The 13809-nt window shown below is 51.9% G+C and carries 10 protein-coding genes; all 10 read right to left on the bottom strand.

The features are described 5' to 3' along the window. Positions 1 to 18: 18 nt before the first annotated feature. On the bottom strand, positions 19 to 3579 hold the full coding sequence (locus QET40_RS10275) for an SUMF1/EgtB/PvdO family nonheme iron enzyme (protein ID WP_280127077.1): 3561 nt from the start codon (positions 3577 to 3579) through the stop codon (positions 19 to 21). Positions 3580 to 3737: 158 nt separating this feature from the next. Then, positions 3738 to 5192, bottom strand: a complete 1455-nt coding sequence (locus tag QET40_RS10280) for a catalase (RefSeq protein WP_280127078.1) — start codon at positions 5190 to 5192, stop codon at positions 3738 to 3740. 163 nt (positions 5193 to 5355) lie between these two features. Continuing rightward, entirely contained in the window at positions 5356 to 6165 is an 810-nt protein-coding gene (locus QET40_RS10285; protein ID WP_280127079.1) for a DUF4328 domain-containing protein, read from the bottom strand. A 145-nt stretch (positions 6166 to 6310) separates the two neighbouring features. Then, positions 6311 to 7126, bottom strand: a complete 816-nt coding sequence (locus QET40_RS10290; RefSeq protein ID WP_280127080.1) for a class II aldolase/adducin family protein — start codon at positions 7124 to 7126, stop codon at positions 6311 to 6313. Positions 7127 to 7387: 261 nt separating this feature from the next. Further along, positions 7388 to 8272 carry a 3-hydroxy-5-phosphonooxypentane-2,4-dione thiolase gene (gene lsrF / locus QET40_RS10295; RefSeq protein WP_280127081.1) on the bottom strand — a complete coding sequence of 295 codons (885 nt, stop codon included), beginning with the start codon at positions 8270 to 8272 and terminating at the stop codon, positions 7388 to 7390. 38 nt (positions 8273 to 8310) lie between these two features. Then, positions 8311 to 8928, bottom strand: coding sequence for a DAK2 domain-containing protein (locus tag QET40_RS10300; RefSeq protein WP_280127082.1), 618 nt, complete (start codon positions 8926 to 8928; stop codon positions 8311 to 8313). Between the two features lie 66 nt (positions 8929 to 8994). Continuing rightward, positions 8995 to 10011: a dihydroxyacetone kinase subunit DhaK gene (locus QET40_RS10305; RefSeq protein ID WP_345783069.1), complete on the bottom strand. Its 1017-nt coding sequence runs from the start codon at positions 10009 to 10011 to the stop codon at positions 8995 to 8997. A gap of 26 nt (positions 10012 to 10037) precedes the next feature. Further along, on the bottom strand, positions 10038 to 10358 hold the full coding sequence (locus tag QET40_RS10310) for a hypothetical protein (protein WP_280127084.1): 321 nt from the start codon (positions 10356 to 10358) through the stop codon (positions 10038 to 10040). A 33-nt stretch (positions 10359 to 10391) separates the two neighbouring features. Next, positions 10392 to 11102, bottom strand: coding sequence for a hypothetical protein (locus QET40_RS10315; protein WP_280127085.1), 711 nt, complete (start codon positions 11100 to 11102; stop codon positions 10392 to 10394). A 117-nt stretch (positions 11103 to 11219) separates the two neighbouring features. After that, a complete protein-coding gene (locus tag QET40_RS10320) occupies positions 11220 to 13772 on the bottom strand; it encodes an alpha-N-acetylglucosaminidase (protein ID WP_280127086.1) in 2553 nt (850 codons plus the stop codon). Positions 13773 to 13809: the final 37 nt, after the last annotated feature.

Below are 13809 nucleotides of genomic sequence, written 5' to 3' on the forward strand. Positions count from 1 at the left end.
GAACGGGTAGAATATTCCTTAGTCTTCGATGATAATGCGGAACCCGACGTTGTATACGGGACGCCAGCCGGGATAACCCCAGCGCCAGGATGATGTGGCGCGGCGCGGGCGTTCGTACCAGGAGCCTCCGCGGACGGCCCGGGGGGCGTGGATATCCTTGGTATCGTTGCGGCCATCTGCTTCGTTCCACGGGTACGGGCGGTATTCGGAGCGTGTCCATTCGGCGACGTTACCGATCATGTCGTAAAGTTTGAAGGCATTCGGCTTGTACGAGGCGACGGGAGCCAGGTGGAGGTTGCCGTCGTTGTATTTTTCATCTCGAGGTACAAAGTCCCAGAATCGATTTGGATTGCGAATGGGTTTCGGGTCTACGCCCTGGACGGCGAGTTGTTTAAGCGAGATGTCGCCCAGGTTGGCGTAGGAGGAGAAGTCCGCATCTTTGGAACCGAAATAGAATGGCGTTTGGGTTCCTCCGCGGGCGGCGTATTCCCACTGGGCTTCCGTCGGCAGGGTTACTTTTTTCCCGGTTTTCTGGGAGAGCCATTTGCAGAACTCCATGGCTTTTTCCCATGAGACGCGGATGACGGGGAACTTCTGGTTGGTGTCCATGTTGTATCCTGGGCGCACCTGGTCCTTGTAGTGCATATCGTACCATCCGTTTTCATAAGACGGGTCGAATTGGCGGTATTGCTCCAGGGTGATTTCCGTTTCCGCCATCCAGAATGGCTTGGAGATGGTGACCGGACCGGCGGGTTTTTCCGACGGAGTTTCGGTATCGCATCCCATGGTGAAGCTACCGGCCGGGATGCGGCGCAGTTTAATGGAGACGGAGTCCCCGAGGCTGATTGAAGTGGATTCCGGTTCGGCGATGGCTTGTGCCGGCGCTGCTTCGGCGGCAGGTGTAGCCTGGGGCATGTCCGGGATGATCGCAGGAGGATTGACTTCGCGCTTATACATGCTGTCTACCATGGTAACATAGTCTCGGACGGCCCCGGAGTAGAGCTTGTGAAGATCGTACCGGCGCTGCAGTAATTGTTCGTTGCGCTTGCCGGGCCAATCGCCACGGTAAGGGGTATTCATGTCCATCCAGGTGATCAGATGATCCCAGTCAGACTTGGTGAGGTTGACGCCGTGATGACCTTTCTTGAGTATCTGGTAGAGTTCCGACGTGTCGGCGAAGAATTCCGTGGCTTTCAGGCCGAGGTAATTGCCTTCCGGTCCGTTGCGTCGCACGTATGGGTGCAGTGACCAGTAGGAAACATTGCCCGGGGCCGGAGCTCCCTTGACGGGATCCAGCGTAGCAAAGTCGGGGATGCTGAGCTTATCGTGGGATTCCTTGTTGTGGCAGGAAATGCAGTTGCGATCCAGGATAGGCTGTATTTCGTTAAGGAAGGTAAACGTGCGCGTCGGCCCATACCATGGCGTGAGCGCTGCAGGTGCTTGTCGGGATGCCATAACCATGCCGCGCGGCGGAGCTTCGTTCTGCGTTTCATGGCATCCGATGCAACTGAGGGTTTCTCCGGGCATGGCCGAGAACCAGCTGCGCATCAATGCCAAGGCCCGCCCTTGTCCGTCCAGCACCTGCAATGTGACCGGCTGGTTGGCCGGAACGGTGAATAGGGCGGAACCGTCCGGGTTGACCGGGGCCGTACCGTACAGAACTTTGACGTCCCAGTTGCTTTCCATGCCCATGGCATAGTGGCTGCCGGTATTGCGCGGGCTGTATTCCGATGTGAAGACGCGGATGGTTTTACCTTCTCCTTTGGGAACTCCCTCCATGGCCCTCCCGCGATGAACGTCCGTGATATACACGTTGGCGGTTGTTTTAGTGGGATCTACACGGTCATGGATGATGGGAGGTTTTCTACGGGGCTTCAGAGGCGTCGGATCGGCATAGATGAAGTAGTCCGTAGCGGTCAAGGGGATGATGTTGTCATAAATATCACACCAGACGACATTCGTGACGGGATCTCCGTGCCCATTGGCGGCGACTGCGAGGTAGGAGGTACGGCTCAAGGGGTAGGGTTCGGCGAAGTAAGGGGTCTTGATATCGTTGACGAGCTGGTCTTTGATGACGTCTTTCACTTTTTTCCCGAAGCCGGGGATCTTCTGGATAGCCCCTTCGACTTCCGTGCGTCCCTGATTGACGTCGAAGACGACCATTTCACCCAGTTTTTTCACGCCGTGGTGTCCGCTGACGATACCAACGAACATGCCGGGATTGTCCGGGAGGGGGCGGGCATTGAACAAGCTGTTGGGCCAATAGGAGTTGGAACCGTAGTATTCCTTCTGGTCGCTGCCGTCCGGATTCATGTGCATCAGGACCCGGCTGAAGTAGTGAGCGCTTTCCGTATATTCCCATCGGAGGAACATGACTCGTCCGTCTGCCAGTACGCTGGGATACCAGTTGTTGTCCTGGTCGAAGGTGAGGCGTCGCGTCGAGTTGTTTTTTCTGTCCAGAAGGTGAAGGTTGCCGACATAGTCGCTGCCGGAGACACAGGGAACACCCTGCATGCCGGAAGTGTTGACGAAAAGGACACGTCCGTCCGGCAGGTAACAGGAGTTGTAACTGTCCGTATCATCCGGCATATGAGAGGTCAGGGATGTCGCTTCCCTGGACTTCAAATCCAGTTCGTAGACATCCCAGGGGCGTTTGTTGTCCTGCTTGTCGAAACGGTTTCCCGTGAACATGAGTTTGGAACCTGTGAAATCCAGTTCAAGATGCCCCATCCAGCGATCGTCCTTACGCAAGGTTGCCGCAGGACTGGGTGAGCCGGTTCCTTGGAAACCGACGATTTCGCTCATGTAGGTTTTGCCCGAATGAGGCATGCTGGTATCTCCCTGCCAGTTGGCGGGCCGGTCATCATTCCTGTTGCTGCGGCCTCCGTGCGGATTGTAGCGGCGGACGGTAAGCCAGTTTTTGATGAATTGGCTGTCGGGATTGGCTTCGATCAAGGCCTTACGGCGTAAGTCAACCAGCTGTTGCAGGGTTTTGGAATCGGCAAAACGGGCTTTTTTGACCCATTCGTCGATGTTGCCAAGCTTTTCCTGAAGGGCTTTCAACTCTGCCAGGAATTGTGGACCGTTCTTGTATGTGTCCGGGAAACGTTCCGAAAGCTGGTTGATAGCGCGTTCGATTGCGACCGTATCATAATTGGACGCGAGTTTTTGCAACCGGCGGAGTTGGATTGCCTGCGAAATGGCTTCCTCATGCTTCATCAGGTCGTCCCAAGAGGCGACGACACCGATTTCCTGTTCGGGCAATTGAAGGATTTGTGCAAGTTTCTTGCCGGCGGCTTGTCCATCGGGCCAGCATTTCCAGACGGGTTCCAGCATGACCATGGCATTGCCACAATCGTCGGAAACTGACGGATTTTGTGAGGCGTTGATGAATTGGGCCGTTTTTTTCCAGAGTTCCTGTACCCACGGGGATTTATTGTCTTGGGCTTCCTTGGGGGGCTGGATGGACGAGAGATCCGCGATCCACGGTTGGAGGTTTCCGGCATGAGCAATGCCTGTGATCGCAAGTATGGAACAACACCAAATGCTGAATGGGGGAAAATGATTGGAAAGATTCATGATCACAATGTTTTTCGTACAATATACGTTTGGCATGTTACATTTCATACACGGAAAGGGAATTTTTTTGTAGGAGAACAAAAAAAGCCGCAGATTTCTGCGGCTTGGTAGAGATACCTCTCGTGAAGGCGGAGGAATATTTATCGAATTTTTTGAGATCAGACCTTGGGAATAGGACGCCCCAGAGCCTGGGCTACGCCGGTTCCGTACTCAGGATCGCAGAGCATGCAATGAGCAATATGGCGATCTTTGATGAAGTCCGGTACTCCGTCCATGGCACGAGCCGTATTGCCGAACAGAGCTTCTCTTTGTTCGGGAGTCATGAGTCGGAACAGATCGCGTGGTTGGGCATAATAATCGGCGTTGTCGTTCTGGTATTCCCAATGGTCGGCAGCTCCCTGAAGTTCAAGCGGCGGTTCGCGGAACTCCGGTTGATCCTGCCACTGTCCGAAGCTGTTGGGTTCATAGGCGATGGTGCTGCCTGCGTTGTCGTCCACGCGCATTTGTCCGTCGCGGTGGTAACTGTGGTACGGGCATTTCGGAGCATTGACGGGGATGAGGTGGTGATTGACTCCCAGCCGGTACCTCTGGGCATCGCCATAAGAGAAGAGACGACCTTGAAGCATCTTGTCCGGGGAGAATCCGATACCTGGCACGATATTGGCCGGATTGAATGCCGCTTGCTCAATCTGGGCGAAGTAGTTGTCCGGGTTACGGTTGAGTTCCAGTTCGCCGACTTCGATCAACGGATAGTCCTTGTGCGGCCACACTTTTGTCAGGTCAAACGGGTTGAAGGGGAAGTTGTGCGCTTCTTCCTCCGTCATGACCTGAATGTACAGAGTCCACTTCGGAAAATCTCCCCGTTCGATACTTTCATAGAGGTCGCGCTGGTTACTTTCGCGATCTTTGGCGATGATAGCTTCCGCTTCGGCATCTGTTAGATTCTTGATGCCTTGCTGGGTTTTCAGATGGAATTTGACCCATATTCGCTTGTTGTCCGCATTAACCATGCTGAACGTATGACTTCCGAAGCCGTGCATGTGGCGGTATGAAGCGGGAATCCCACGGTCGCTCATGACGATAGTCACCTGGTGGAAGGCTTCTGGGAGGGATGTCCAGAAGTCCCAGTTGTTTTTTGCGCTCCGCATATTTGTGCGAGGGTCCCGCTTGACGGCATGGTTGAGATCCGGGAATTTGAGAGGATCTCGCAGAAAGAAGACAGGCGTGTTGTTGCCGACGAGATCCCAATTGCCTTGTTCCGTGTAAAATTTGATGGCAAATCCGCGGATATCACGTTCGGCATCGGCTGCTCCGCGTTCTCCGGCGACGGTTGAGAAACGGATGAGCAAATCCGTTTTCTTGCCGATTTCCGAAAACAGGGCGGCACGCGTGTATTTCGTAATGTCATGGGTTACAGTAAAGGTGCCAAATGCTCCGGAACCTTTGGCGTGCATGCGGCGTTCCGGAATGACCTCGCGGTCAAAATGTCCAAGTTTTTCAAGGAACCAGATATCCTGAAGCAGCATTGGACCGCGAGGCCCGGCTGTGAGCGAGTTTTCATTGTCGGTTACGGGAACTCCGGCAGCCGTCGTCAATTTTTTTTCTTCATCCATGGATGATAGTATGGCTGTTTCTCGAGATTAATCAATAATTATTCTAATTAAAAATTAGAATATCCTTGGTGAAGCCGATTTTCCCGCGAATTCAAGGAAACTACACTGTACACAGGTTATTTCGACTGCTCCGATGGTTAGACAGGGGAAAAACTGTCTTTGTTCACGATTCTTTCTTGTCGTTGGAGAGAAGATAGAGGCGTTTCTCTTCATGCAATCTGAAAGCGGACCTTCCACTCATGATCCATTTTTTCTGGGAGGAATAGATGCCATAAATCAGGCCCAAGGTGAACAAAATAGAGGTAATCAGGAGGAGATCGCTGATATACATGTTCATATAATAATTTTTAATGATATGGATGGAAGGATCAGCCATGCTGTTGATTTTCAATGCAAACTGGAAATCTCTTATACTGGCTGTTTGACTGGCGATCTCGGCAGCCCACCAGGCCAGGATGAACAATGACCCTGTTTTCATCCTGGATATTTCGGAATTTTTACTGAGATTCCAGATACGTTTGACGCACATGTAGGGTTTCCACAAGTTAATGAAAGGAATGAAGAAGTAGTAAACACTCTGAGCTCTCGTGAAGTCGACTTTTCCGGAGGCATGGCGGATAGCGTTGGAGGCACTTCTCCAAATCCAGATGAAGAAAACGAGACGGTAAACAAGGAGGATTCCGGTTTGTATCAATCCTGAAATCTCGGGTTCATCCAAGTGCTGCAGAATGTCAATAGATTGCATCAAGGTATCTTCTACAATTTCCTGGGTTGATTGACCATTGATGAAGTTATTTTGCTGCTGGACGATATCAAGAGCGTCTATGACTTTGCTTTCGCTTATGATGTCCGGGGTGTAAAGGGCGATCACAATGGCTGATAAAATCACGAGAAGGAGTGATAGCGTTCCGATTGGTTTGTGGGAGTTGTCATTCGAGTGAATGGTCGGGGAGTCAGGAGAAGAGACGGACATGATGAAGAAAGGATAGGGTACTATGAGACAATGCATTGGATGCCGTATCAATAAAAAAATGTGGTTTTTAGGCAATTGTCGGCTCGGAAAACAAAAAACCGCCTCTCTCGATAAGAGAGGCGGTTGTGAGAGGATTGCTGATGGATTAGTTGCCCGATTTGCCGAGTTTGTATCCGGCGAAGGTATCCGTATTGTAAAGCGGCTGGTTTTCATCGACTTTGTAGCCGATGTTTTTACGGATTTCGATGAGGCCTTTCATACCTTCTTCCCCGATTTGCTTGAGGGGTTCTTTATGACCTGCTGCCAAAAGAATGATGCGGCAGTAGGCATCCGCATTTTCCATAAACCAGTGGGCTTCTTCGGCATGGCGGGCGCCTGTGATCACGCCGTGATTTTCCATGAAGACAACATCGGATTTTCTAGCTGCCTTGGCAACTGCCGCCGCCGTCGCTGGCGAACCGGGTGTACCGTAGGGAGCCAAGGCAATGTGACCGAGGAAAATGTCTGCTTCGGAATTGATGCCGGACGGGGGAACGATCCCGGCGATCAGGAAGGCATTGCAATGTGGCGGATGGGCGTGGATACAGGAATTACAGCCGATTTCCTTCATCATGGCGAGGTGGGTTTTTACTTCGCTGGTAGCAGGGCGAATACCTGCTTTTTGCCTTCCTTCCATGTCAACCAGGCAAATGTCTTCCGGCTTCATGAAGCCTTTGGAGCACAATGTCGGAGTGCAGAGAACGAGGTTGTGGGCGACGCGTACGGAAATATTGCCTCCGTTGCCGTCGACGTATTCCCGAGCCCACATGCGGCGTCCGATGTCGCACATGCGTTCTTTGATGACTTCGATTTCCGGGCTGTGGAAGAAAGCTTCTACTTCTTCCCTAGTGACAGGATTGTATTGTTCCCAAGGGAAAACCTTATTGGGAAGAGGGGGGGATATGGACCAATCTTCAGACATAATCTTGGTGGAATAAGTGAAAATAGATATTTTGACCGAATGGCGCGATAGCTTTTTTCAGAAGCGATGGCGGATGGCGGGTCATTCACATGACAAGGCCTTTAACAATGCGCGATTGCCGGGGCTGATCTTGTAAACAGGACAGAGTCTAGGCCATGCCGAGGAAAATTCAATAGCCAATTCAAAAGCCTGGAATTTCATGACATTAAAGAGGGGAAGCGGATTGATGCCGCTTCCCCTCTTTAATTGTTTTTTGTTTTTTTATTGATCGCTGTTGCTGAGATCGTTGTATATCTCCATGGCCTCGTCGACGCTAAGGTTTTGGTGGAGAAGGGCACTGACGGCCTGGATCATGGCTACCGGGCATTCGCTTTGGAAGACATTGCGTCCCATGTCGACGCCGGCGGCACCGTCATTGATGGCCTTGTAGCAAAGTTCGAGGGCTTCCCGTTCCGGGAGTTTCTTGCCTCCGGCAATGACGATAGGAACTGGAGTAGCGGCCACGACATTGGCGAAGCCGTCACAATAGTAGGTTTTGACGATGTTGGCTCCGTTTTCGGCACAAATGCGGGACGCAAGACCGAAGTAGCGGGAGTCACGGGCCATGTCCTTGCCGACAGCCGTCACCCCCATGACGGGAATGCCATATTTACTGCCGAGATCAGCCATGCGGTACAGGTTTGATATGGTTTTGGCTTCTGTGGAAGGATCTCCCATGGAGACCATGACCGCCATGGCGGAGACATCCATGCGGATGGCATCTTCAATATCGATGATGACATTGTCGTTAAGTTGAGTCAGGATGCTGGACCCCGCATCGGATCGGAGGCAGATAGGTTTGTCAAGGCTTGGAGGGACGCTGGATTGGAGGATTCCCCGTGAACACATGAGGCAGTCGGCATACTGCATCAGAGGGGCTATATTGAGGTCGATCCGTTCTACTCCGGAAGTAGGCCCCATGATGAATCCGTGGTCAAATGCCAGCATGACGGCTCTGCCGGATTGCGGGTTGAAGATGCGGCTCATTCTGTGCTTCATCCCCCAGGAGAGATTTTCCGCGCCTTTGACATAAAAGGGGGCTTGTTTTGCAGTAGGGACGCCGATTCCGAAGCGGCTCCCTTCTCTAAGGTCGTCTAAGTCAGCCATAATGTTTGGTGTAAGTAGGATTTGGTGGTGTGTGAAAATTATTGAAGCGCCTGTGCGAAGGCATTGAACATGCAGGACCAGGAAGAAGCTCCGGAGTCCATGAAGCCGATGGATTTTTCCCCATAGTTTCTGGCTCGTCCAAAGTTGGCCTTCATGTTGATTGTGGCTTTTGCCCCCTGAATGGCTGCCGCCGCGCCCTCTTGCATGATTTCGGCAATGTTGCCGGAAGTTGAGGCTGCGATAGCATTGACGGCAGGCTGGAGGGCATCCATCATCGTTTTGTCTCCGACAGTTGCCTTGGTCTGTTTTTTGACGCCGTCAAGAGCGCCCATAAATGCCTGTTTGACTTGATCCGCCGTCATGGATTCTCCTGAAGAATGATCGGCAAGCCCTAGGAAGAACCCACCGAGGAGAGTACTGGTGGAACCGCTCGTTTGCAGCATGATGTTGAAACTAATGTCATTGAACATTTGCTTGAATTCCTGAGCCGGGCCTGCGGCTTCCACCACGGATGTCATGGCTTGTACGATGGCTGTTCCATGGTCGCCGTCTCCTGTGACGGCATCGAGTTCGGAGAATTCCTGTTCCCGCGCCCTGACTGCCTCAAGAGCAGCCTGGAGCATTTTTTTGAAGTCTTGAATCGTAAGCGTATCCATAAGAAAAACCGCCTTTGTCCGGGAGGTCGGCAGACGTTTCGGACAAAGGACGGCAAGGGTTACATGTTATTTGCCGATGACAGTCCAATAGGGAGCATGGGAGGCTTTGTTTTTGAGTAGATCTGCGTGATCGTCATCCAATTTGGCGAGGATCATTTGGAAGCCTGCCTGTTCCTGGACGGTAAGGATTTCCGCGATGCGGGAATCCGCGATAATCATGCCCCGCTCTTTGAGGATTTGTGAGGCTTTGCGGAACACGATGCTCAATTCCATGTGGGTCGTGGCTCCTACTCCGTTAATATAGAGAGCGACTTTGTCACCGGCTTGCGGTTTGATTTTCTTGATCAGAAGCTCGATCATTTGGGTGGCGACATTGTCGGCACTGGAGAATTGCTGGCGACCGCCTCCTCCTTCGCCGTGCTGCCCCATGCCGATTTCGATTTCCCCTTCAGGGAGTTCGGCAATGACGGCTCCGTTCTGGGGATGCGTACAACTACGCATGGCAACGGCAATCGTTGCGATACCTTGGTTGAAACGTTCTCCGATTTCCAGAATTTCCTCCAGGGATTTACCATCTTCGGCAGCTGCGCCAACGACTTTGTAGAGCGGTACGCACCCGGCGAGGCCCCGGCGATCGTCGTCGGGGGCGTCCAGACCTGCGCTGATATCGTCGTGGGTAAGGATTGTTTTTACTTTGATCCCGGCTCTTTCCGCCAGTTGGACAGCCATATTGGCGCTCATGACGTCTCCGGAATGGTTGAGAACAACCAATAAAATCCCCGCATCGCGCTTGAACAATTGAAGCGCTTTGAAGAGACGCTGAGCACCGGGAGCGGCAAAGATATCCCCGACGACGGAACAGTCCAGCATGCCTTCTCCGACGAAGCCGCTCAGGGCAGGTTCGTGACCGGAACCGCCGAGGGTGACGATAGCGACTTTGTCCTGGCTTTTGGGGGTGGCTCGGACGACGATGTTTTCTTCGGCCAGAGCTACCTGGTCGGGATAGGCTGCAATGTAGCCTTCGAGGACTTCCCGGGTGATATCTTCCGGGGCATTGATAAATTTGTAAACCATAGGATTCAATAAGGAAAGAGTTTGGTATTAGTGTATTAGTGTTTGGCGAATTCCATCAGTTCCAACGGGATGCCTTCTTCTTCGATAAAGGCGATGGTGAGGGTATCGCTGCAGGCTGTCGGGGGGAATAAAACGGTAGCTCCCTTGAGTTCTTCTTCCAGGGAATCTACCTCATAGGCGATGTGCGGTACTGTCTGAATCAGCTCGCACATGCAACTGCCGGGTTCAAAACGAAGGTATTCGATTTTATTCGGGCTTTGCGTGGGATCCGTGAGGTGGACGCTTAATCCTTCGTTGTAAACTTCTCCCGGCTGGGGGGTGGTGGTCGGAACTCCGAAATGGTTGATAGTTCTCATGGTATGGAGACGTTTTCCGGTTATACTTTTGGGTTACAGGCTGGCTTTTTTGTTGGAGAAACGCAACCCGTCATTGTCGTGGTAGCAGGCGTATTCGGAAACGACAGCACCATGAGGTCCGGCATACAGGAAATGCCATGTTTCGATTTTCTTCAAATGAACCAATTCACCTGCCTTTTGGTGGATGAAATTCTTGGAAATAGTGGTTGCACGCTGAGATTCGGGGATAGCCGGGGCATCTGGTGTCGGTTCTCCGACTTCGGAGAAGTTGTAGCAGTCTCCCTTTTGTACCATCCATGATTCGAATTTGGCAGGCATGGATGTCTTGACATGCTTGTGTTCGGGGATCATTTGTCCCGGCAGCAGATAGATTTCGTGGGCGAAATAGCTGTGTTCCTTGTCGTTAACCCAGAAAATACCGCCCATACCGACGTTTTCAAAGTCACCGAGACCGAAGTCGGTAAACCAGATATCCTTTTCCATCAGTGGTGTGACGGGGATTCCGTAATGTTCGAACATTTCGTAGAAAGCCTTGCGGGCTACATCCTGTTTGAAGTTGCCCTGTTCGTCATAGAAATCCTTATTGGTATATTTCTTTTGGAACGGAGCCTTGTTTTCTGTAGTTTGGGTTGAGTTATTCATGGTTGAAGTGGAAGCTGCCTGATTGTTATTGGCCAGAGCAATGGAGGAAATGGCCACGCCAAGAATGCAGACGATACTTTTGATCATAAAAGATAAATGCATAGTGTTATTGATACAATAAAGAGTTGTCGGGGGCAAGGAGAAATTTCGTTTTTCGGGAAAATCTTCGAGAATATACTTCGCGAATTGGTATTTGGGTTGTATAATCTATCTTCCCGGTTATTGGGAAATAGGTATAAGTTCAACATTACCGCGAGAATCTGCTTGTCCGTCGGAGCGGACACGGGCAATGATGCGGCATGAGTTGTTGCCCTGGGCATCCTGCGGGATACGGAACCGATAGACATTATTGATATTTTCAATTCCCGTTGTTCCATTTTGTTGGATGTCAGCGACGGTGTTGCCGTCCATTTCTATCCTTACATGGCTGATTTCGAGTTTATTGGTGCCTTTCGTGTATGAAAAGCGAAGGGCTTTGGCTTGCTTCAGCGCGGATGGAGAGACAGACCATGACAATTCCTTCCACTCCGTACCGACGGTTTCGGGATTCCAGGTTCCGATCAGGATTCCTTCCGGCTGTTTGATGATATCGGGAGAGACTTTGGCGGCTCGTGCGATCAATTCCCGGGCTGCGGCGACAGGGTCTTCAAAGGGGGAAACCGGCGATACCCCTCGGTTTTTTTCTACCCAGTCGCGTTCCCAGGCCGGAAGGTCGATTTTGACGGATGGATCGAATTTCGCTTTCAGATATTCTTTGCGGCGGGGTAGATAATAGTCCCGGATCAAACCGGACCATATTTTAGCTGCATAATCATCAATGGGAGGTCCCCAGATTGTGACCAGACGGCGGGCGTTTTTTTCGTAGTAGTCCTTAAGCTCCTGGGATGAGCCGTGCTTCCGGGCATAATTGAGCCAGACATCAAGGCGATGGATGGGATGGGAGGCGAGCAGGCGGTCCATGCCGCTCATGAGGGCTTCGATTTCCTGTTCATACCGTTTGGCTTGATCCATGTTGTCGTCTTGCATGGCCATTTCGCTAGCCTGGATCAGGAGTTCGATTTTCCCTCCAAGATAGGCAGCTGTAAGCTCGGTCAGGTCGGATACGTACAGATCGCTGTCTCTGAAATCGTTGGCGCAGGAGGCGAAACGTTCGATGGCCTGGTAGAATTCCGGATTGGTATTGATGGAACCTTTGCCGATGCGTCCGGGGCGGAACTGCCAATTGAAACGCGGATGGTCGGTAAAAGAGCCGTAGACGGATTGGCGGATGATTTTCCAGTAATCGTCCAGGGCTTTGTCTGTATCGCCGTATCGGCAGATGTCGTAGTTTTTAAGCCAGGCATCAAGGTCGATGGGCTTGTCCGACCACCCTGCATCAGCCATGAGTTCGTAGATGACTTCATTGTTTTCGAAGCCTTCCGGAGCCATGCCGATACCTGCAAGATGGCCTCGGTTGGGTGAATTGAGAGCTTCCAGGTGTCCATTGGCGTAAAAGTCGAGGACTCCGGTCATGCCTGTTTTACCTCCCATATTGGGGATGACGCTGTAGATCCAGTCCTTATTGAAGAATCCTTTGTAGAAATCCCAGTTGGTTCCGTTGTTCCAGAAGTTTTTATTGTAATCGACGGCGAGGTCGAGCAGCAGCATCTTATCGTCCGGCACTTTGCTGACGAGTGCTTCAAGCGACTTGGGATCCCAAATGTTACGCTGGTAGCCGAACATCCAGCCTTGCATGACCCATACGGCTCTGGGGGAACCCTCCTTGATGGACTGGTAAACTTTATCTCCGTAATCGGCGAGAAGCTTGTAACGTTCCGGTGTCCCGTGCGGGGGGAAGGGGACATCCATTTCATTGAAGCTGTCGACGAGATAATGGGAGCAGGGACCGAATTCCTTTTCCCATTCCATGACGAACATCTTGCCGATTTTAGTAAACAGTTTTTGGTCGGGGGACAGCATCCAATTTTTGAATGAACCGGCCCAATGGGTTTCGACGAGCTTGATGTCCGGATACAGGCGTTTGATAGCAGGCGGGACAAATCCGGAAAAACCGGGGCAGATAGGAGTCATACCCAGGGAGCGCATGCGTTCAAGGATCTTATGCTGAAGGGCGACCTGATCCTTATGCCATTCTTCCGGCAGAGGCCCGTCGATACCGCTGATGTTTCCCATGCGCATCCAGGGAAGATGGGCCGGACCGACAAAATATTCGGAAATTTCCTTGTCGCTCAGCCCCAGTTTTTTGAACACCCGGGCGGTGATGGCTTCGTGGGCGACGAGAGCCAGTGGCATATCGATACCGTGCAAGGCCATCCAGTCGATTTCCTTTTCCCACCGGGGCCAGTCCCAATAGGGCATGGTATAACCGTAGGTGACGACATTGAAATAGTAGTGGTATTTTACAGGAGAAACCACTTTGGTTTCTTTGCCGGTGAGTTCCGGCAGGATGGGGAGTTCGAATCTTTTACCCGTCCAACTGGAAATGCCGGCTCCCTGGGATTTGACGTAGTCGTAGAATCCTTTGCAGATGGCGACACCGCTGCTGCCTGAGATGGTAAGGCCTTCCTCGGTTGCCTTTGTCGCATAGACGGGATTTCCGTTTTCAGAGTCGATCCCGCCGATCCGGAGCCTGGGCCCTTCCGAATCAGTGAATCGTTTAATAACTTCGCTGGCTGCCGTAATTTCTCTTTGGGTAATGGCGGAAGCCGCAAGGAGAGACGATGCCGCCAGAAGAGGAATTAATAAAAGGGAGGGTAAACGGGACGATTTCATTCTACTACTACAGTAATACGGTATTCCTGTAGGTGAT

This window comes from Akkermansia sp. N21169, from assembly GCF_029854675.1.
GTDB lineage: Bacteria > Verrucomicrobiota > Verrucomicrobiia > Verrucomicrobiales > Akkermansiaceae > Akkermansia.